Source organism: Rossellomorea orangium, assembly GCF_019334305.1.
GTDB lineage: Bacteria > Bacillota > Bacilli > Bacillales > Bacillaceae_B > Rossellomorea.
Map to the genome: position 1 here is coordinate 322,866 of NZ_JAHWGH010000012.1, position 21,584 is coordinate 344,449.

The 21,584-nt window shown below is 43.2% G+C and carries 20 protein-coding genes and 2 tRNA genes; 21 read left to right on the plus strand and 1 reads right to left on the minus strand.

The features are described from left to right. Window positions 1-122 precede the first annotated feature (122 nt). The 21 genes from KYJ26_RS08200 to KYJ26_RS08300 all read left to right on the plus strand — a co-directional run bounded on the left by KYJ26_RS08200 (window position 123) and on the right by KYJ26_RS08300 (window position 20,956). Window positions 123-1,718 (plus strand): bifunctional metallophosphatase/5'-nucleotidase, encoded by a 1,596-nt coding sequence (locus KYJ26_RS08200; RefSeq protein WP_219166780.1) that lies wholly within the window; start codon window positions 123-125, stop codon window positions 1,716-1,718. A gap of 132 nt (window positions 1,719-1,850) precedes the next feature. Next, window positions 1,851-2,321: an acyl-CoA thioesterase gene (locus KYJ26_RS08205; protein WP_219166781.1), complete on the plus strand. Its 471-nt coding sequence runs from the start codon at window positions 1,851-1,853 to the stop codon at window positions 2,319-2,321. A gap of 145 nt (window positions 2,322-2,466) precedes the next feature. Beyond that, window positions 2,467-2,691: a helix-turn-helix domain-containing protein gene (locus tag KYJ26_RS08210; protein ID WP_032087424.1), complete on the plus strand. Its 225-nt coding sequence runs from the start codon at window positions 2,467-2,469 to the stop codon at window positions 2,689-2,691. A gap of 266 nt (window positions 2,692-2,957) precedes the next feature. Continuing rightward, window positions 2,958-3,419, plus strand: a complete 462-nt coding sequence (locus KYJ26_RS08215; RefSeq protein ID WP_219166782.1) for a MarR family winged helix-turn-helix transcriptional regulator — start codon at window positions 2,958-2,960, stop codon at window positions 3,417-3,419. A gap of 9 nt (window positions 3,420-3,428) precedes the next feature. Beyond that, entirely contained in the window at window positions 3,429-4,229 is an 801-nt protein-coding gene (gene racE / locus KYJ26_RS08220) for a glutamate racemase (RefSeq protein WP_219166783.1), read from the plus strand. A 336-nt stretch (window positions 4,230-4,565) separates the two neighbouring features. Then, on the plus strand, window positions 4,566-5,642 hold the full coding sequence (locus KYJ26_RS08225) for a GerMN domain-containing protein (RefSeq protein WP_219166784.1): 1,077 nt from the start codon (window positions 4,566-4,568) through the stop codon (window positions 5,640-5,642). Between the two features lie 119 nt (window positions 5,643-5,761). Further along, on the plus strand, window positions 5,762-6,499 hold the full coding sequence (gene rph / locus KYJ26_RS08230; protein WP_219166785.1) for a ribonuclease PH: 738 nt from the start codon (window positions 5,762-5,764) through the stop codon (window positions 6,497-6,499). A 15-nt stretch (window positions 6,500-6,514) separates the two neighbouring features. Further along, window positions 6,515-7,111, plus strand: a complete 597-nt coding sequence (locus tag KYJ26_RS08235) for an XTP/dITP diphosphatase (protein WP_219166786.1) — start codon at window positions 6,515-6,517, stop codon at window positions 7,109-7,111. A gap of 12 nt (window positions 7,112-7,123) precedes the next feature. Next, window positions 7,124-7,633 carry a metallophosphoesterase gene (locus KYJ26_RS08240; protein WP_219166787.1) on the plus strand — a complete coding sequence of 170 codons (510 nt, stop codon included), beginning with the start codon at window positions 7,124-7,126 and terminating at the stop codon, window positions 7,631-7,633. Window positions 7,634-7,802: 169 nt separating this feature from the next. Next, window positions 7,803-7,879: transfer RNA gene (locus KYJ26_RS08245), tRNA-Arg, on the plus strand. Window positions 7,880-8,010: 131 nt separating this feature from the next. Beyond that, window positions 8,011-8,087, plus strand: a tRNA-Arg gene (locus KYJ26_RS08250). A gap of 108 nt (window positions 8,088-8,195) precedes the next feature. Next, window positions 8,196-9,194 carry a tetratricopeptide repeat protein gene (locus tag KYJ26_RS08255; protein WP_219166788.1) on the plus strand — a complete coding sequence of 333 codons (999 nt, stop codon included), beginning with the start codon at window positions 8,196-8,198 and terminating at the stop codon, window positions 9,192-9,194. A gap of 160 nt (window positions 9,195-9,354) precedes the next feature. After that, window positions 9,355-10,641, plus strand: coding sequence for a trigger factor (tig, locus tag KYJ26_RS08260; protein ID WP_219166789.1), 1,287 nt, complete (start codon window positions 9,355-9,357; stop codon window positions 10,639-10,641). 627 nt (window positions 10,642-11,268) lie between these two features. After that, a complete protein-coding gene (gene clpX, locus KYJ26_RS08265) occupies window positions 11,269-12,540 on the plus strand; it encodes an ATP-dependent protease ATP-binding subunit ClpX (protein WP_219166790.1) in 1,272 nt (423 codons plus the stop codon). A 79-nt stretch (window positions 12,541-12,619) separates the two neighbouring features. Next, window positions 12,620-13,336: a Dph6-related ATP pyrophosphatase gene (locus KYJ26_RS08270; protein ID WP_219166791.1), complete on the plus strand. Its 717-nt coding sequence runs from the start codon at window positions 12,620-12,622 to the stop codon at window positions 13,334-13,336. A gap of 282 nt (window positions 13,337-13,618) precedes the next feature. Continuing rightward, on the plus strand, window positions 13,619-15,277 hold the full coding sequence (gene lonB / locus KYJ26_RS08275) for an ATP-dependent protease LonB (RefSeq protein ID WP_219166792.1): 1,659 nt from the start codon (window positions 13,619-13,621) through the stop codon (window positions 15,275-15,277). 171 nt (window positions 15,278-15,448) lie between these two features. After that, the gene (lon, locus tag KYJ26_RS08280; RefSeq protein ID WP_219166793.1) at window positions 15,449-17,773 is read left to right on the plus strand and encodes an endopeptidase La; all 2,325 of its coding nucleotides are present in this window, start codon (window positions 15,449-15,451) and stop codon (window positions 17,771-17,773) included. Next, window positions 17,770-18,354 carry a ribosome biogenesis GTP-binding protein YihA/YsxC gene (gene yihA / locus KYJ26_RS08285; RefSeq protein ID WP_219166794.1) on the plus strand — a complete coding sequence of 195 codons (585 nt, stop codon included), beginning with the start codon at window positions 17,770-17,772 and terminating at the stop codon, window positions 18,352-18,354. Before lon ends, yihA begins: the two co-directional genes overlap by 4 nt. Window positions 18,355-18,683: 329 nt before the next feature. Beyond that, complete coding sequence (locus KYJ26_RS08290) at window positions 18,684-19,466, plus strand: transporter substrate-binding domain-containing protein (RefSeq protein ID WP_219166795.1); 783 nt, start codon at window positions 18,684-18,686, stop codon at window positions 19,464-19,466. 85 nt (window positions 19,467-19,551) lie between these two features. Beyond that, entirely contained in the window at window positions 19,552-20,199 is a 648-nt protein-coding gene (locus KYJ26_RS08295; RefSeq protein WP_219166796.1) for an amino acid ABC transporter permease, read from the plus strand. Between the two features lie 34 nt (window positions 20,200-20,233). Next, the gene (locus tag KYJ26_RS08300; protein ID WP_219166921.1) at window positions 20,234-20,956 is read left to right on the plus strand and encodes an amino acid ABC transporter ATP-binding protein; all 723 of its coding nucleotides are present in this window, start codon (window positions 20,234-20,236) and stop codon (window positions 20,954-20,956) included. Between the two features lie 45 nt (window positions 20,957-21,001). Here the strand turns inward: KYJ26_RS08300 and KYJ26_RS08305 are convergent, their stop codons facing one another. Continuing rightward, on the minus strand, window positions 21,002-21,487 hold the full coding sequence (locus tag KYJ26_RS08305; protein WP_219166797.1) for a LiaI-LiaF-like domain-containing protein: 486 nt from the start codon (window positions 21,485-21,487) through the stop codon (window positions 21,002-21,004). Between the last annotated feature and the right edge of the window lie 97 nt (window positions 21,488-21,584).

The window sequence follows — 21,584 nt, forward strand, 5'->3', positions numbered from 1 at the left end:
TAATTTTTATAAAAAAAGCACTTTCCTTCAGGAGAGTGCTTTTTTGTTTGCCTCATAAAATACACGGTATTGATGCATAGTAGACACATATGGTCGCATAGAAAAATCCAGGAGTGATGTATGTGAAACGGAGCGGAGTTTTGGTAGTACTCGTAATCATAATGGTAAGCGCAACCTCATTTTTATCGGAAGAAAATGCATTAGCTATCGAAAAAGATGGCTTACTTCACTTAACGATCTTACATACAAATGATGTACATGCCCATTTGGAAAACATTCCATATCTCCACACGGCCATCAAGGAAATAAGAGGAAAGGATGGGGAACTTCTTCTCCTGGATGCAGGGGATGTATTCTCCGGAACACTGTATTTTAACCAGTATCTTGGGCAGGCCGATGCTGAATTCATGAATAAAATAGGTTATAACGCCATGACACCGGGAAATCATGAATTCGACAAAGGCAGTAAGGTGCTGGCTGCTTTCATTAAAGCGCTCTCTTTTCCCGTTGTGAGCAGCAATGTGGATGTCCGGGATGATCGGTATCTTGCTCCTTTAATGAAGAAAGGCATCCCTGACCGTGCGGAAGGTGGTTCGATTTATCCTGCGATTATGCAGTCAGTGAAAGGAGTGAAGGTTGGAATCCTCGGTCTGACAACGGAGGATACAGCCTTCCTATCAAAACCGGGCGATACAATTGTGTTCAGGAACGCCGAGGAAAAGGCGATGGAAGAAGTGGCTAATCTAAAAGGAAAAGGTGTCAATCATATCATCGTATTGTCGCACTTGGGTTTATCCCGTGATAAACGATTAGCTCAGAAGGTGAAAGGAATCGACATCATCATAGGAGGTCATTCACACTCCAAATTGACCAAACCACTTGTCTACAACCTTCAAACGGAGCCTACATTGATTGTGCAGGCCAATGAGTATGGCATGTCTTTAGGGGAAGTGCAGGCGGTATTTTCTGACGCGGGCGTATTAACGAGTTGGAACGGCAGATTGATCGATGTGTTGGCAAAAGATGAGGAAGGAAAAGACGTGTATCGTCCCGATCCATGGGCTCTAAAGAGACTGTCTCAATTAAAGAAGCCAATCGAAGACTTAAAGGGCACGGTCATTGGATTTACGAACGTGCCATTAAATGGGGATCGCCAGGCTGTTCGGACAACAGAAACCAATTTAGGCAATCTCATTACGGATGCCATGCTGGAGGAAGCAAATCAGTTCGCACCCACTCAAGTCGCTTTTCAAAATGGGGGTGGGATCAGACGTTCCATCGATGCAGGAGGAATAACACTCGATGAAGTATTGGAAGTGTTGCCTTTTGGAAACAGCCTTGTGACGTTGAATCTCTCAGGAGAAGAAATTCTTCAAGCATTAGAACATAGTGTAGCTAAAGTGGATGAGGAATCGGGTCAATTTCTCCAGGTATCAGGACTTTCATTTCACTTTGATCCCACAAGGACTGTGGGGGAAAGGGTAAGTAACGTAAAGGTGCAAGGTGAACGTCTTGATCGGGCGAAGTCATACAGGGTGGCGGTCAATGCATTCCTTGCCGATGGGGGAGACGGCTTTAACATGTTTCGAGACGCAAAAGAAAATGGCAGGATCACCGAACTATACTTGAATTTATACGAGGTGATCAGTGGCTATCTCACCAAACATTCACCTGTTTCCCTTAAAGTGGAGGGAAGAATATTGGAGGAATCCTCATAGTCATGTAAGAGCCGATTTTTCATTCGACTCTATTTCGTGTATATAGGTTTCTTATTTTTCAGAAAAAGGGTATAATGAAATGAATCACCATTCATTTTTAGGATATTTCGTTCAATAAAAGGAGGAGCCAATTTGAAACACTTTACATACATTGAAGATATAGAAACATGGCAAAAAGAATTCTCATTTTCTATCCATATAAAAGTCCGGTTTTCTGAGACCGATATGTTCGGGCATATGAACAATACGGTGCCCTTCACGTACTTCGAAGAAGCCAGGATCGAGTATTTAAATCACATTGGATTTATGCAGAATTGGGTAAAGCCCGAAAATGATACCATTCCGGTAGTGGCAGATTTACAATGTGATTTTGTAAAACAAGTATTCTTCGACGAAACGTTGAGGATCTATGTGAAGGCGAATCGTGTTGGTCATTCTTCAGTGGACATTCATTATATGGGTCTGAATGAAGAAGATGAGATTTGCTTTACAGGTAGAGGAACCATGGTGCAAATATCCAAGCAAACTGGAAAAGGTGTCCCTTGGACGGAAGAAATGAAGGCGAAGCTGCATAGTGATAAGGTGGTCTCAAACCCGGTTTAGGAAGCAAAAGAAACCGCTGCCTATTTTTCATTTAACTTCCTTCTCTATGTCACTCTAAACCCTACCTTCACATATGATATTCTGACGACCGACAATACCCATCCCCGCGGTTTAAAGCTGGCGAAGGCAAGGAGGGTTACCATAATTGAAGGACAATGATTTTACACACAAACCGTTGCTCACCAAAAGAGAAAAAGAAGTATTCGAACTGTTAGTTCAAGACAAAACAACTAAAGAAATTGCTAGTGATCTATTTATTAGCGAAAAGACAGTTCGAAATCATATTTCCAACGCCATGCAAAAGCTTGGAGTGAAGGGGCGATCTCAAGCTGTTGTAGAGCTTCTTCGCATGGGGGAACTCAAGCTTTAAATGTAAGGGACTGATTCTGATGCAGAACAATTAACGGGTTTCTAAACACGATGCCTATTAATGTTTGAATGAGAGTCAGTCTCTTTTAGTTCTGTTCCATGCTAACTTGTCTTGAATTTTCCCGCGAAAAAGGCGAAAATGCTAGTAAGGGTCATATGAACTTGTCCCATAATAGATAGAGAAGCTAAAACAGGAAGGCTGACGCGTCGTTCCCGTTTTTCATAAGGAGTAATTGTCCGGTTTCAGAATGTAAAAGGAGAGAAATGATGACGAATTCTAAAGAAGACCAATCCATTGGAGATTTACAAGTTGTGGCAGATATTGAGAAAGACCTTCGATACATATCGTCGATCATCAAGCAAAAAGGCAGAGAGATATTAAGTCAGTATACCATCACTCCCCCGCAGTTTGTTGCATTGCAGTGGTTATTTGAATATGGTGATATGACGATTGGAGATCTATCAAATAAGATGTACCTCGCATGCAGCACCACGACGGATCTGGTGGACCGTATGGAAAAAAACCAGTTGGTGGAACGTGTAAAAGATGAGAATGACCGCCGGGTCGTCCGAATCCATATGTTAAAAGAGGGCGAAAGAATTATTGAAGAAGTAATCAAGAAAAGGCAGAATTATCTTCAGAGTGTCTTAACGGACTTCTCTGAGAAGGAAGTGCTATTATTAAAAGATAATTTAGCCAAACTTCATCAAGAAATTAAACCAGAGTGAGGGAATAATGTGATTCAACCAATCGGCATCATCGATTCTGGGGTGGGAGGCCTGACCGTCGCAAGAGAAGTGATGCGTCAGCTGCCGAAAGAGACCATCTATTATCTCGGCGACACAGCTCGCTGTCCATACGGACCCAGATCAGCACAAGAAGTAAAAAAGTTCACATGGGAAATGACGCAATACCTCATGGAATACGACATTAAAATGTTGATCATTGCCTGTAATACAGCCACGGCGGTTGTTCTGGATGAAATTCAGACCCACCTGGATATACCTGTGATCGGGGTCATCCATCCAGGGGCGAGGGCTGCCATCAAGCATACGTATAATAAGAAAATCGGTGTTCTTGGAACCGTGGGGACGATCAATAGCGGCGCTTATGTAGAAGCCCTTCACTCCCTTCACGGAAACCTGGACGTCACGTCACTCGCATGTCCTAAATTTGTTCCATTAGTGGAAAGTGGGGAGTACGACAGCTCCATGGCGAGCGATATTGTTGGGGAGACCCTTCAACCTCTCAGAGATTCCGGGATTGATACGTTGATTCTGGGATGTACGCATTATCCGCTGCTACAACCCAAGATACAGGCATATATGGGCCCGGATGTCAGTGTGATCAGCTCGGGGGACGAAACTGCGCGGGAAGTCAGTACGATTCTTGATTATTACAATCTCCTGTACAGAGGTGTCCAGCAACCTGAGCATCGATTCTTTAATACAGGGTCATCAGCGATATTTTCGACGATTGCCTCAGATTGGCTGACAATCGGAAAAGTAAGAGCAGAAACCATTCGATTACAAGGTTAGAATCTTGTGATCGGGTGGTTTTTTGTTGTTGATGGGGTGTTTGTGAGTGGGGACATCGACCGTTTTGTAAATTTCGACAATATCTTCACTGCGAGACGTTCAATCAAGCCGCCTCCGCTTTTGAATCATCCAGCTCCGGCGGCTAGCCCCTCGAGGTCATAAGTCAAGCTTGCCCAAAAGGCAAAGTGCGCCTTTAGGGCAAGCTCGCCTTATGCTTGTCGTCTCTACCAAGCCGCCTCCGCTTTTGTTTGTATCTATTTTCAAAAAGTTTCGGTCTATTTTTTGGACGGGGCTCGTATATATGTTAGTACAAACTGTCTTTTAGGAGGTTTCCCAATGGCAAAAAAAGCGAAGGTGTCAATAGCAGTAACGGTTTTAGCTTCTTCTGTATATCTTTCAGGTTGTGGATTACTCAGTTTCGGTGACGACAAGGAGAAAATCGATCCTCCTCAAGACCTATCCTACTTAAAAGAAGGGGAGAAAGTCGATACAGCCAAGGGTGAGGATTCAGAGAAAAAGGTGAGTAAGGAAGAATCGAATGCTGAAACTGTCATGACGGAACTATATTTAATTGATAAAAACGGCTATGTCGTTTCACAGTCCATCCCTCTTCCCGGTCAGGAAAGCGTGGCCAAACAAGCACTCGAATATCTCGTGAAGAATGGTCCGGTGGAAAACATCCTGCCGAATGGATTCAGGGCCGTATTGCCGGCAGACACACAGGTAACGGTGGATATTAAAGACGGTAAGGCGATTGCCGATTTTTCCCCGGAATTTAATAACTACCAGCCTGAAGATGAGCAAAAGATCCTTCAATCCGTCACATGGACATTGACTCAGTTCGATTCGGTTGAAAAAGTCGAGCTCCGCGTAAACGGATATCCATTAACGGAAATGCCGGTGAATGGTACGCCAATTGATGAAAAGGGATTAACGAGAAAAGTCGGGATCAATGTAGATACCTCAGGTGTTGTGGATCCGACAAGCACAAAGCCGTTGACGGTTTACTATGTAGCGCAGTCCGATGACAAAACCTATTATGTACCTGTCACAAAACGCGTCAGCTCAAAATCGGCAGATGAAGTTAAGGCTGTGGTGAATGAGTTGATTGACGGACCTGGATATTCCTCTTCTCTTGCAAGTGACTTTACCGGTGCGAAGTTATTGGACGATCCGAAGCTAGAAGATGGAACGGTTACTCTGAACTTTAACGAAGCAGTCTACGGCAGTTTGGAAGAAAAAATTGTCTCTGAACATATGCTGAATTCCCTCGTCCTTTCATTAACAGAGCAAAAGGGCATTAAAGGCGTCTCTGTATTGGTTAACGGCGAAGCAACCAAGGTGGCCAAAGACGGTGAAACAGTAACCGAGCCTGTGACAAGACCGGAAAATGTCAACGCAATTAGTTTTTAAATAGCGATTTTTTGATATACTATTATAGAATCACTTGAAAAGAGGTTGGCAGATTGCCGCCTCTTCTATTTTTGATTAGAACATCTTACATAACATATGAAATGACAGGAGGAAATCAAATGAGAACAGATGGCAGAGAAAAAAATCAATTGCGTTCGATTGACATTCAAACAGATTTCGTTAAGCATCCGGAAGGTTCAGTCCTGATAACGGTAGGAGAAACGAAAGTCATTTGTAATGCAAGTATAGAAGATAGAGTCCCTCCTTTTATGAGAAACAGCGGGAAAGGATGGATTACTGCAGAATATTCCATGCTTCCTAGAGCGACTGATACAAGGAACATCCGTGAATCGTCCAAAGGGAAAATCTCCGGAAGAACGATGGAAATTCAACGACTGATCGGACGGGCCTTGAGAGCGGTAGTGGATCTGGATAAAATAGGGGAACGCACAATCTGGATTGACTGTGACGTCATACAGGCAGACGGCGGTACCAGAACAGCATCAATCACGGGGGCATTCGTTGCCATGGCACTGGCGCTTGCGAAGCTGCAGGATAATAAGAAGATTTCAACCTTCCCATTGAAGAGTTTTCTCGCAGCAACAAGTGTCGGCATCATAGAAGATCAAGGTGCGGTCCTTGACCTAAATTATGTTGAAGACAGCAGTGCATTGGTAGACATGAACATCATCATGACAGGCGAAGGTGAGTTTGTCGAGCTTCAGGGAACGGGAGAAGAAGCAACCTTTACAATGGAGCAATTACAACAATTACTGAAGCTTGGACAAGATGGAATACAAGAACTATTCGAAATCCAGAAGCAATCATTAGGTGAAATAGTCAATAGATTTCAATAAAGGGATGAGAAGCCGATGACAAAACGTGTGATCATAGCGACGAAGAACAAAGGGAAAGCAAAAGAATTCCAACATATGTTTGCTCCGTACGGATATGAGGTACAAACATTACTAGACCTTCCTCATATTGATGATGTAGAAGAAACAGGTGTAACGTTTGAGGAAAATGCGATATTGAAAGCAGAAACTGTAGCGGAGGAATTGGGAGCATTGGTGATTGCCGATGATTCAGGTCTCTCCATCGATGCCCTTGAAGGTCGTCCGGGCGTCTATTCTGCCCGTTATGCCGGTGAAGAGAAAAGTGACGAAGCAAATATGGTAAAAGTATTAGGCGAATTGGAATCTGTGGACGAGTCCGACCGGACGGCCCGTTTTTACTGTGTACTCGCCATTGCCGGACCGGACATGGAAACGAAAACGGTGACCGGTACTTGTGAAGGAAGAATCTTACGTGAGAAGAGGGGAACGAATGGCTTCGGCTATGATCCCATTTTCTTTGTGCCATCCCTAGATAAAACCATGGCAGAGTTAACACAAGAAGAAAAAAGCCGGATAAGCCATCGCGGTCATGCGTTAGAAAAGTTAGGAAATATCATTTCAGACTTAATTTAAAGGGTGAGCTGCATGAGATTATTAGTAGTAAGTGATAGTCATGGATCAAAAGAAGAGTTGATGGAGCTGTCAGAGAAATATCAGTCAACCGTCGATGCCATGATTCACTGCGGTGACTCCGAGTTAAGTGCCGATGACCCGGTATTGTCACCTTATCTTATCGTTCGGGGAAACTGTGATATGGATGCGCGTTTACCGGATGATCTGGTAGAAGTGGTTGATGGTCACACCATCATGGTGACCCATGGGCACCTTTATGGAATCAAAATGTCCTTGATGAAGCTCCGTTACCGTGCAGAAGAAGTAGGGGCACAATGTGTGTTCTTTGGACATTCCCATACGCTTGGTGCGGAATTGAATAATGGCATCTTATTTTTAAACCCTGGCAGTATATTGCTGCCACGGGGGAGAAGTGAGCGTACCTACGCGTTGGTGGAGATCCAGGATCAAGAAATAAAAGTATCTTTCCTGACCCATGATCATGTGGTGCTAGAGGAATTGACGCAAACTTTTCAGCTGTAGGGCATAGTGTGAGAACCCGTATCATGCGGGTTCTTATCTATTGTTGAGGAACGTTAAGGAAGAAATGATAAATAAAATTAATCTTTTTTAAATAACCTGTTGACTTATTGATGCTATGTGAATATAATAAATATTGTCCTTGATAAACAAATCAAGAAAAACAAAGCAAGTCCCAGTAGCTCAGCAGGATAGAGCAACGGCCTTCTAAGCCGTCGGTCGGGAGTTCGAATCTCTCCTGGGACGCCATATTCTTTACATAATACCTTGACATCAGGGTTTTGACACAAGGGATACTATTACAGGTAACTGTAGGGTATCCCCTTTTTTATCCCATATGATATAATAATGAATCTAAGAGTGACACATACTTAATTTTTGTCCCAGTAGCTCAGCAGGATAGAGCAACAGTTTCCTAAACTGTAGGTCGGGAGTTCGAATCTCTTCTGGGACGCCATCAATCCTACATACCAAAGCTTACCTTGCAGAAGGTAAGCTTTTTTTGTTATCCACTAGATATCGTGCTAAACTTAAGGCAACTAAACAGTATAGGCAGGTACGTTTTATGAATAAGGGAAACCAAGAAGGAAAAGGAAAGATTGTTCAGTTTCCGGGATTGAAGGATCGTCTGCTGGAAAAAGGGGTACTGGCACTGGAACAGGGTGAGGTCCATGAAGCGTCGGAACTCCTCGCACAAGCCTATGAAATTGACCCGGATAACCCGGATATCAATACAGCGCTTGTATTATCCCTCTATGAAAGCAAGCAATATGACGAAGCGGGATCCATATGTAAAGAGATGCTCCTTGAAGGGATCGGTGACTACTTCGAGGTTGTTGATATGTATTTAATGATTCTCATTCAGCTTCATCATCATAGGGAAGTGATCGATACGATCAATGCCCTTTTTGATGAAAAAGAAGTTCCTATTGAAAAGGAAGAACATTTCAGGAAGCTTCTTCAATTCAGTGAAAAGGTCGTGAGTGGGAAAGCGACGATCCCTGAAAAAGAAGAGCCGGAAGAGGAACAAATCCTGGCTGGAAAGAGCCTGGAGGAGCAGACGCTGATCGTGGCACAGCTCGTTCATCGGAATATCCAACCGTTTCGACGGGAGTTGGTAAGGGTATTAAGGGACCCGGATGCCCATCCGTTTTTACAAACGATGATATTAAATGTTTTAAGAGAGCACGGAATGGATAAACAAGTAGTCGTGGTGAAGTTTGATAAGGAAGAGAAGGTATATCCATCAGGATTGACCGATGTATTCGAATCTGGGTTCTTCAAAGGTGTTACAGACTCCCTGGATGACCTCCTGGCGCAAACAAACCCTACTCTATTTCAGCACGCCCTGGAACTGGTGAAGCGACACGCCTTCCTTCTCTACCCTTTTACACTTGAAGGGGATCCGAAAGAAATCGCATCGGTATATGCCTACTATACAGCGGGGATGTTTGCTGATACGATCCTTGAGGAAGAATTGGAGGAGCAGGTAAAAAGTATACAATCTAAAGGGATTTTAGCCAAAGTAGAGGAACTAGAGGAAATTTCCTCTCCCAATATTTAAACGCTCTCTGTTGAAAGACAGTGGCTGTATGTTATAATGTAATGGTTGTAATGTAAAAGTTTTTCATATATTTACGATGATAGTGCTAGATTCACACGGGACTATCTACTACTATGCGTAAAAAAATTAAGATCAATCATAGATTGTTGGAGGGAACAGTATGTCTGCAAAATGGGAAAAGCAAGAAGGAAATCAAGGAGTTCTTACAATTGAAGTAGAAGCTGCAAAAGTAAACGAAGGTTTAGACGCAGCATTCAAAAAAGTTGTAAAACAAGTAAACGTACCAGGATTCCGTAAAGGGAAAATGCCACGCGGTATGTTCGAAAAACGTTTTGGTGTAGAATCACTTTACCAAGATGCATTAGATTTCATCTTACCTGAAGCGTATGCGAAAGCAATCGAAGAAACTGGAATCGATCCAATCGACCGTCCGGAAATCGATGTTGAGCAAATGGAAAAAGGCAAAGACTTAATCTTCACTGCGAAGGTACAAGTGAAACCTGAAGTGAAATTAGGCGAATACAAAGGTCTTGAAGTAGAAAAAATGGAAACAGAAGTAACAGCTGAGGACGTTCAAGCTGAACTTACTTCACTTCAAGAAAAACAAGCTGAGCTTGCTGTTAAAGAAGATGGAAAAGCTGAAGAAGGCGACACAGTGACAATGGATTTCGAAGGATTCGTTGACGGTGAAGCATTCGAAGGCGGCCAAGCTGAGAATTATTCACTTGAATTAGGTTCAGGTCAATTCATCCCAGGTTTCGAAGAGCAATTAATCGGGGTTGCATCTGGTGAAGAGAAAGAAGTAGAAGTTACTTTCCCTGAAGAGTACCATGCAGCTGAGCTTGCTGGTAAGCCTGCTACATTCAAAGTGAAAGTTCACGAAATCAAAGCAAAAGAACTTCCTGCTCTTGACGATGAGTTCGCAAAAGACGCTGACGAAGAAGTTGAAACGCTTGCTGAACTAAAAGAAAAAATCGAAAAACGCCTTCAAGAGTCTAAAAAGAACGAAGCTGAAACAGCTGTTCGCGAAACTCTTGTAAATAAAGCTTCTGACAATGCTGAAGTTGAAATTCCAGAAGTTATGGTTACAGCTGAAGTAGACCGCATGATGCAAGAATTCGGTCAACGCCTTCAAATGCAAGGTATGAACCTTGACCTTTACTTCCAATTCTCTGGTCAAACAGAAGAAGATCTACGCGGTCAAATGACAGAAGACGCTGGCAAACGCGTTCGCACTAACCTGACACTTGAAGCAATCGCAGCAGCAGAAAACCTTGAAGTGACAGACGAAGAAGCAGAAGAAGAAGTAAACAAAATGGCTGAACAATACAACATGTCTGCTGACAACATCAAACAAGCACTAGGTGGCCTTGACACACTTAAAGCCGACCTTAAAGTTCGTAAAGCAGTAGAATTCCTTGTAGAAAACAGCAAAACCGTAGCATAATAAAAAATAAGGACAAGGCGCGATTCTTCGTGCCTTGTTTTCTACAATCAAGCATCATGTTTTGGCTCATTTGTGTGAAACGAACGTTTCACACGCTTTTCAGCCCAGCTGAAAAGTAGCCCTCCAACTCAAAAGCGAAAGAGCAAACTCGTTTGCTCCGTCGCTTTTGAGTTGGAGGGCGTAAATGAGCCAAAACCACCACTATGCTAAGCTCGGATTATTAGCCAGCACCACAATATGCTGCATCCATTTTTTTCAGTGGAAATCACGGCCAAAATATTATACTCTATAGTATAAGAAACTTTTATCTCCCCAAAAAGAATAAGAACCATTATTTATGGAAAAAGCTTATTAACGGGGTTGCATTACTTTCACCAGGAACATACATAATAAGATTCCTTACATTACCTGACTTCAATTGGACAAGCTAGACATTAGCAATGTAAAATATTTGCTAAAATGCGTATTACATAATAAGATGATTCTTAAGAATCGTATCCATTTCTTTACGAACATATAATATGATAAAATGCAGTACATAACTTTAGGTAATAGGGATGCAAGGAATCGTTCGTTTGATGAAACAGAGCACGATTTAATGAAGTTTTAACGAAGGGGTGAAAATCATTGTTTAAATTTAATGATGAAAAAGGGCAATTAAAATGTTCTTTTTGCGGAAAAACACAAGACCAAGTTCGTAAACTAGTCGCTGGACCAGGTGTGTATATTTGTGATGAGTGCATCGAGCTTTGCACTGAAATCGTAGAAGAAGAGCTGGGTACGGAAGAAGAAGTAGAATTCAAAGACGTACCGAAACCACGTGAAATCCGTGAAATCCTGGACGAATACGTAATCGGTCAGGATCAAGCGAAGAAATCACTCGCAGTTGCGGTTTATAACCACTACAAGCGTATCAACTCCAGCAGTAAAGTCGATGACGTTGAACTTTCCAAGAGTAATATTGCCATGATCGGACCAACAGGTAGCGGTAAAACCCTCCTTGCCCAAACACTGGCTCGTATTCTTAACGTTCCTTTCGCCATCGCAGATGCCACGTCACTAACCGAAGCAGGTTATGTTGGGGAAGACGTAGAGAATATTCTATTGAAATTGATTCAGGCAGCTGACTACGATGTAGAAAAAGCTGAAAAAGGAATCATCTACATCGATGAAATCGATAAAGTAGCAAGAAAATCTGAGAATCCGTCGATCACAAGAGATGTTTCAGGTGAAGGGGTACAACAAGCCCTCTTGAAAATCCTTGAAGGTACGGTAGCAAGCGTTCCACCACAAGGCGGACGTAAGCATCCTCATCAGGAATTCATCCAGATTGACACGTCCAATGTCCTGTTCATCTGTGGTGGAGCATTCGACGGTATCGAGCAGATCATCAAGCGCCGTTTAGGTCAAAAGGTCATCGGATTCGGTTCTGATCCTAAGAATGCCGAAGTAAAAGAAGACAAATCCCTTCTTTCTAAAGTTGTTCCGGAAGATCTGTTGAAATTTGGATTGATTCCAGAATTCATCGGTCGTCTTCCAGTCATTTCAAGCCTTGAACCTCTTGATGAAGAGGCATTAGTTGAAATTCTGACAAAACCTAAAAATGCATTGGTGAAACAGTACCAGAAAATGCTTGAATTAGATGATGTCGAGCTTGAGTTCACAGAAGATGCCCTGCTTGAAATCTCTAAAAAGGCCATCGAGCGTAAAACGGGTGCAAGGGGATTACGTTCCATCATCGAAACGATGATGCTGGATGTAATGTTCGATCTTCCTTCCCGTGATGATATTAAAAAATGTATCATTACGAAAGAAACGATCCTTGAAGATGCGGCTCCTCATTTAATGCTTGAAGATGGAACAGTCATCGATCCAAACGAAGAAAAGACATCAGCTTAATAGCCTAATACAGAGCCAAGAATGATTCTTCATTCTTGGCTTTTTTTACGATGAAAATGATAAAAAGGAGATGGGACAATTGCATGGGAAGAAAACAAAGGTGGTTATTAGCTGGAGCGGAGGGAAAGATGGATGTCTCGCTTTATATCGTACTCTAAAAGCAGAAAAAGAAGTAGAGTGCCTTGTCTCCATGGTCTCTGAAAAACATGAGCGAAACCATGCACACGGCCTGCGATTAGAGATATTACAGCAACAGGCAAAGGCATTGAATATCCCCTTGGTAATGGTCGATTCCGGAGATGATTATGAGCATTCCCTGATACAGGCATTAGCAGAGTTAAAGCAGGAAAGAGGAATTGACGAAATCGTCTTTGGAAGTTTATATGCAGAAGAAGACAGGAAGTGGAATGAAGAAGTGGCATTGAAAGCAGGTCTTAAACCTTCCTTTCCCGTTTGGATATCTAAGGATGAAAGCAGTCGATTATTAAAAGAGTTCATTACACTTGGATTCTCTGCAGTCATATGCAGGGCTTCCGACAAAGTATTCGATCCATCGTGGCCAGGCCGAATGCTCGACTGGAAATTTTATGAGGATATTCACACGAAAAAAGACTGTTGCGTCATGGGAGAAGCAGGCGAATACCACACCTTCGTCCTCGACGGCCCAATCTTTTCTAAAAAAATTCATCTCGTAAAATCAGGAGTGGTATTGAATTCCGGACTCTGGTCACTCGACATAGAGGACTGCAAATTAGTAGACAAAAAAGGTGAGTTTGATTGTATTTTTTACCCTTAACGTTAGTGTGGAATTACATATAAGTGCAAGAGAGAAAACAAATTTTTAAATTAAATTTATATTGTTGATTGGAGTGGAAGGTGTTCGACTCATGCGGGATAGTGGGACAGGTGAGACCCCTGAAGCGGAAATCAACCAGCACCCGCCAGGTAACGGATTAGAAGTACTCTGCTTTTTTTATCCCTTTTTCAACCATCCATTCCCCCCAACTTTTTTGTTTATTCCCACAAGGTCAAGGAGATACTAACCGATAACAACTTGTATCTACTTGGAGGGAGACGAATGAGCTTTACTAGCATCGCTTTATTCATCCAATTATTCTTCGGAATCATCATTGGATTGTACTTCTGGAACCTGTTAAAGAACCAGCGAACTCAAAAAGTTTCCATTGACCGTGAATCAAAAAAAGAAATGGAAGAACTCAGGAAGATGAGATCCATTTCATTGACAGAACCCCTTGCAGAGAAGGTTAGACCTGCAAGCTTCGAAGATATTGTCGGGCAGGAAGATGGCATTAAAGCATTGAAAGCTGCATTATGCAGCCCGAATCCTCAACACGTCATCATCTATGGACCTCCAGGTGTCGGTAAGACGGCAGCAGCCCGTTTGGTCCTGGAAGAAGCCAAGAAAAATATGAAATCCCCTTTTAAACAGACTGCTGTTTTCGTTGAACTGGATGCCACAACGGCACGCTTCGATGAACGAGGGATTGCCGATCCACTGATTGGATCTGTCCATGATCCAATCTACCAGGGTGCTGGAGCCATGGGGCAGGCGGGTATTCCCCAGCCTAAACAGGGTGCAGTGACGAATGCCCATGGAGGAGTGCTGTTCATTGACGAAATAGGGGAATTGCATCCCATTCAATTGAATAAGCTATTGAAAGTGTTGGAAGATCGAAGAGTGTTTCTTGAGAGCGCTTATTACAATGAAGAAAATCACCAAATCCCGACTCATATTCATGATATTTTCAAAAATGGCCTTCCGGCTGATTTCCGGCTGATCGGCGCAACAACTCGTACTCCGAGTGAGCTCCCACCTGCCATCCGTTCAAGGTGTATGGAGGTTTTCTTTAGGGAGTTAGAGCATGATGAAGTGAAAAAAGTAGCGGCCGGGGCAGTCGATAAAGTAGGGATGACCATCAGCGAAAAGGGTCTCGACACCCTTGCATCATATGCGCGCAATGGGCGTGAAGCCGTTAATATGGTTCAAATCGCGGCAGGGGTCGCCATAACAGAAAATAGAAAAGAAATCTATGATCATGAGCTTGAATGGATCATCCAATCCAGCCAGCTGTCACCCCGTTATCAGAAAAAAATCAACGAAGAAGCAACGATTGGCCTGGTCAATGGTTTAGCCGTGACAGGTCCGAATACCGGATCTTTGCTTGAAATTGAAGTGAATGTTATACCGGCAAGCGACAAAGGAACCATAAATGTAACCGGAATTGTAGAAGAAGAAAGCATCGGTGATCGGAGTAAATCGATCAGGCGCAAGAGTATGGCGAAAGGATCGATTGAAAATGTCATCACAGTCCTTCGCTCGATGGGTGTTCCTGCCGATCAATATGATATTCATGTGAACTTCCCTGGTGGAGTGCCGGTTGACGGACCTTCCGCAGGGATCGCCATGGCTCTTGGCATCTATTCGGCCATCTATAGGATACCGATCAAACATACTATTGCTGTCACAGGTGAAATCAGTATACATGGATCGGTTAAACCTGTCGGCGGGGTCTTTCCAAAGGTGAAGGGTGCGAAACTTGCCGGGGCGACCATGGCCATCATTCCCTTCGACAATCAACAGGCGATGTTAAGTGAGATTGAAGGAATCGAAGTGGTTCCTGTCAAGCAACTCAAGGAAGTGCTTGATCTTGCCCTGATGAAGGATCATATTCCTCAAAGTGAGCTTGTATCCGAACAAAATAAGAAAAGTGTGTAGACTGTTGACCGATTCGGGTCTATCCGAATCGGTTTGTTTTTGAATGGGGATAACAGGAATAAGCGCAGCCTACCTTGAATAAAGTTGTAAATACCTATTTAATAGACACTCCCTAGTAAATAAGTTAGAATTGTACAAAGACTAGGAGAGCATACTTCGGAGGTGTTATATGTGACAAAACAAAATAATTTAACGGTTCCCCTCCTTCCATTAAGAGGCTTACTTGTTTACCCAACAATGGTCCTGCATTTAGATGTTGGACGTGAGCGCTCTGTTCAAGCTTTAGAAAAAGCCATGATGGATGATCATTTAATTTTCTTAACGACTCAAAGAGATATGAATATAGATGAGCCAACACAGGAAGATTTCTACGAAATGGGAACTTTGACAAAGGTTAAGCAAATGCTTAAACTGCCAAACGGGACCATCAGGGTGTTGGTTGAGGGAATGAACCGGGCGTCGATTACTTCGTTCACTGAGCAAAAGGATTTCTATGAAGTGACGGTGAAGGAATTCCATGATTCTGAAGGGAAAGAATCGGAAACAGACGCCTTGATGAGGACGTTACTCAATTATTTCGAACAATACATAAAATTATCTAAAAAAGTTTCAGCTGAAACATATTCCACTGTTTCAGATATCGAAGAACCAGGCAGGCTTGCAGACATCGTGGCATCCCATCTGCCCCTGAAAATGAAGGAAAAGCAGAACGTCCTGGAAACACTGGATATTAAGAAGCGACTTCAAATGGTCATTGAAACGATCAACAATGAAAAAGAAGTGCTCAGCTTAGAGAAAAAAATCGGGCAACGCGTAAAGCGTTCCATGGAGCGGACTCAAAAAGAGTATTACCTTCGCGAGCAAATGAAAGCCATCCAAAAAGAATTGGGCGATAAAGAAGGGAAAACTGGTGAAATTGAAGACCTTACCCTGAAGATTGAACAAGCCGACATGCCGGAAGATGTAGAACATACGGCATTAAAGGAGCTTGCCCGCTATGAGAAAGTGCCTTCGAGCTCCGCAGAAAGCTCTGTGATCAGAAACTACATTGAGTGGCTCGTTTCCTTACCATGGTCCACTGAAACGGAAGACCAATTGGACATTAAGCGGTCCGAACAGATATTGAACCGTGACCACTACGGTCTTGAAAAAGTAAAAGAGCGAGTGCTTGAATACTTGGCTGTACAGCAATTGACCCAGTCCCTTAAAGGGCCGATCTTATGTCTTGCCGGACCTCCAGGGGTTGGTAAAACGAGTCTTGCCCGTTCCGTGGCTGAATCACTCGGACGGAATTTCGTCCGTATTTCACTCGGTGGCGTTCGTGATGAGTCAGAAATCAGGGGCCACAGACGTACGTATGTAGGAGCCATGCCGGGAAGGATCATCCGCGGGATGAAAAAGGCTGGCACCATCAACCCTGTTTTCCTCCTTGATGAAATCGACAAGATGTCCTCCGACTTCAGGGGAGATCCATCCTCTGCGATGCTTGAGGTACTGGATCCCGAGCAGAATTCGAACTTCAGTGATCACTATATTGAAGAGACATACGACTTATCAAAAGTCATGTTCATCGCTACGGCAAACGATTTATCCACCATTCCGGGGCCACTTCGTGACAGGATGGAAATCATTACGATTGCGGGATATACAGAGCTTGAGAAGTTAAATATTGCGAAGCATCATTTACTGGAAAAACAAATCAAAGATCACGGTTTAACTAAATCGAAGCTTCAAGTGAGAGACGAAGCGATTGTTGATATCGTCCGCTATTACACCAGGGAAGCAGGTGTGAGGAGCTTGGAGCGCCAGCTGGCAGCCCTATGCAGAAAAACGGCTAAGATCATTGTCTCAGGTGATAAGAAGCGGGTAGTGATCACTTCTAGCAATATAGAAGAGTTCCTTGGGAAGAAAAAATTCCGTTACGGTCAGGCGGAAGTGGAAAACCAGATCGGTGTATCAACCGGACTTGCCTACACCACTGTCGGCGGAGATACCCTTCAAATAGAGGTATCCCTCGCACCAGGTAAAGGGAAGCTTGTTCTTACAGGGAAGTTGGGGGATGTCATGAAAGAGTCGGCACAGACAGCGTTCAGTTACGTTCGTTCGAAGGCAAAGGACCTTGGCATTGACGAGAATTTCCACGAGAAACATGACATTCATATCCACGTTCCTGAAGGAGCAGTACCGAAAGATGGCCCTTCTGCAGGAATTACGATCACAACGGCCCTCGTATCAGCTCTCACCGGTAAATATGTCAACCGTGAAGTAGGAATGACAGGTGAAATAACCCTGAGGGGACGAGTCCTTCCAATCGGAGGGGTGAAAGAAAAAACATTAAGCGCTCATCGTGCCGGAATTAAAACGATTATCCTTCCGAAAGACAATGAAAAGGATATTGATGATATTCCTGAAAGTGTTAGGGGAGAATTAACATTCATCCTTGTATCACACATAGATGAAGTCTTAGAGAAAGCATTAGTAGGTGAAAAGAAGTGAAAGTAAATCAAGTTGAGCTAGTCATCAGTGCAGTCAGGCCTGAACAATATCCTGGCGATTTTCTTCCCGAGTTTGCCTTAGCGGGGCGATCCAACGTAGGGAAATCCTCATTCATTAATAAAATGATCGGTCGCAAGAGCATGGCGAGGATTTCATCCAAGCCTGGTAAAACCCAGACGCTGAACTTCTACAAAATAGAAGAAACCCTCTACTATGTGGATGTTCCCGGTTATGGATTTGCCAAAGTATCAAAAACAGAACGTGAAGCATGGGGAAAGATGATTGAAACGTACATCACCTCCCGAGAGCAGCTGCGCGCAGTCATCCTGATTGTGGACCTGCGTCACGCACCGACGAATGATGATGTCATGATGTATGATTTCCTGAAGCATCATGAGCTGCCATGCATCGTCATTGCCACCAAAGCGGATAAAATCCCAAAAGGCAAATGGCAGAAGCATCTGAAAGTCACAAAAGAAACACTGAACATGGACAGTGAAGACGACCTCATCATGTTCTCATCCGAAACAGGCCTTGGAAAAGACAAAGCCTGGGACGCGATCAAGTCATTCTATAAATAAGTCATAAAAAGAACCGATTTCCGCAAATGTGGAGATCGGTTCTTTTTATTACGAAAAATAGAAATTCGCTTCTAGCTTAAATGTAGTAAAAAAGGAGGTCTACTGAAGTCCGTATAAGGTTCATGGACCTATATCGTCCAAGCATATGAAAGGAAATGAAAGGATAGGGACGTATATCTATCAATATCAAAGCTGAGTCCGTTTCATCCACTAAAATGGAAAATTATAAGCTGCAGAAGCTATATTTGAATTTTGAGAATTTTCTCTTTTGTTGATAAAATTATGAAAGATTAAAAATATTACAAGCTACATAAGGGGGACTCTAGACAGTGAAGAATTGGAAAAGCCTAGTCTTGTTAGTACTTGCTGCTCTTCTTCTATCCGCATGCGGAGACAAAGCTACAACTGAGAGTGGTGCGAAGTTAGTGGAGGAAGGCAAATTCGTTTATGCAGCTTCAGGTGAATTCAAGCCATTCAGTGTAACGAATAATGATGGAACCATGTCCGGTTTCGATATTGAAGTGGCAGAAGCAGTGGCAAAAGAAATGGGACTTGAACCCGAACAGAAGAAATTTAAATTTGCAGGGATCGTTGAAGGAGTAAAATCCGGACGTTTCGATGCGGCGGTAGCCAGTCATACCATCACGGATGATCGTTTGAAAGAAGTGGATTTCTCAACACCTTATTATTATTCAGGACCGCAGATCTTCGTTCGCAAAGACAGCGATGTTGAAACATTGGATGATTTGAAGGACATGGAAATTGCCGTATCCAAAGGTTCAACGTATGCTGACACTGCAAAGGAAGTAACCGATAAGATTCAGGCATATGATAGCGACGTTGTGGCCCTTGAGGCGTTAAATAAAGGGAAGCATGATGCTGTCATCACTGATTTCATCACAGGTAAAGAAGCCATTGCTTCGGGTCTTGATATCGAAGCACGCGAGCTGATCGGACGCAGCGAGCAGGCGATCGCTGTCAGTAAAGACAATGAAGACCTTCTGAAAGAAGTCAATAAAGCACTTGATACACTAAGAGAAGACGGTACATTAAAGAAAATCAGCGAAAAATATTTTAATACAGACATTACATCAGATCCCGAGAAAGAGTAAAAGCAGCATGACACAGAGCGAATGTGCTTCTATGCGCATTCGCTTTTTGTCTTAAAGTGAGAATATATTGAACGGAGGGAAGTCTATGCACTTTTTAGAAACTTTTGCAGGTACATATGATGTTTTTCTTAAAGGGATGTTATTAACCTTTCAATTAACCTTTGTTTCGATCCTGATTGCGATTGTGATCGGTCTATTTTTCGCTTTCCTTAAGATTTCAGGCATCAAGCCTTTATCTCTCTTGGCGGATTTATATATCTTCGTCGTAAGGGGTACGCCATTAATCGTTCAAATCTTCATCTTCTATTTCGGTTTGACCTCCTTGAATATTTCAGGCTTCTGGTCTGTCGTCATGGGTCTCGCTTTCCATAATGGGGCCTATATTGCGGAAATCTTCAGGGGAGCCATCCAATCCATCGATAAGGGCCAAATGGAGGCGGGCCGATCCCTTGGAATGTCTTTAGGCTTGTCTATGAGAAGGATCATCCTGCCACAGGCTTTCAGACGTGCCCTGCCGCCCTTGGGGAACCAGTTCATCATTGCCTTGAAGGACTCATCTCTTGCTTCCTTCATCGGGATGTTCGAATTGTTCAGCGTGGCGACGACACTCGGATCGAATAACTTTGATTATATGACATATCTGCTTGTAGTAGCAATTTATTACCTGGTTCTTGTATTACTATTCTCTACGATCGTCAATATAATTGAAAAACGTATGTCTATCAGTGATTAAGAATGATGCGGGAGGGATGAGAATGAGTCAGGAAATGATTAAAGTAGAGAAATTAAATAAATCTTTCGGTGATTTGCACGTCCTGAAGGATATTGATATCAGCGTACGGGAAAGTGATGTTGTTTGCCTTATAGGAGCCAGTGGATCAGGGAAAAGTACGTTGCTCCGCTGTCTTAACTTCCTTGAGCTGAAAGATAATGGGAAGGTTGTCATCGAGGGGGATGAGATCAATCAGGATACCCATGATTTGAATAAAATCCGTCAAAAGGTGGGAATGGTATTCCAGCATTTCTACCTCTTTCCCCACAAAACCGTTTTGGAAAATGTGATGGAGGCCCCGGTTTACGTGAAGGGGATATCTAAGGCGGATGCAAAGAAAGATGCAAAAGCGCTGTTAAAGAAAGTCGGTCTCGGTGATAAGGAGGATGTTTATCCTTCCAAGCTCTCCGGAGGTCAGAAGCAGCGTGTGGCCATCGCGAGGGCACTTGCCATGAAGCCGGATATCATGCTGTTTGATGAACCGACATCAGCTCTGGATCCTGAATTAGTCGGAGAAGTTCTCTCTACCATGAAGGAACTTGCCCTTGAAGGGATGACAATGGTTGTCGTGACACATGAGATGGGGTTTGCCCGCGAAGTAGCCGATTGGGTCGTCTATATGCATGATGGCCGGATCGTTGAAGTGGGGCCGCCTCAGGAGCTGTTCAATTCTCCGAAAGAGCAGAGGACGAAAGAGTTTTTGGACTCGGTTCTCTAATAAAACACGAAAAAGCCCGGACATTGATCCGGGCTTTATTATGGGTTACTTTTTCCTTACAAATAAGAGATAGACACCAATGCCGATGATGAGAATCGGCCAGAATTCCCACGCCGTTCCTACACTCCCCTCAATGAACCCCAACCAGCGTACCACTTTATCATAGAAAAGGAGAATGATAGAGAGTGTCAAGAATAGTATCCCTTGAAACAATCCTGCCCTAGTTTTCTGGTATCTGAGGAGAAAACCGAGGGCGATGATGAGAATGAAGGTCCCCATATGATCTGGCCAAATTTCGAGTTTATTGACAACGTGAAAATGTAAACCGAATCCAACAAGGATCGTACCGGGGAGGATGGCTTCATAATCTCTCGCTCCATATCCCTGACCGAGAAATGCAAGTCCCACAATGATAAGCAGCGTGGGCCATGTGAAGAATTCCTGAAACAATACAATATTTGCTTGCTGTAAATAAAAATAAGCTCCAAAACCAATTAAGATGATTCCGGGGAATATTCGTTGCTGTTTCATACTTTTCCTCCTGTTAATAATGAAATCTATGATTCAATCCTATTTTTTAAGGGAAAAAGACACATAATATAAAAGATGAATCCCTAAATGACGACAA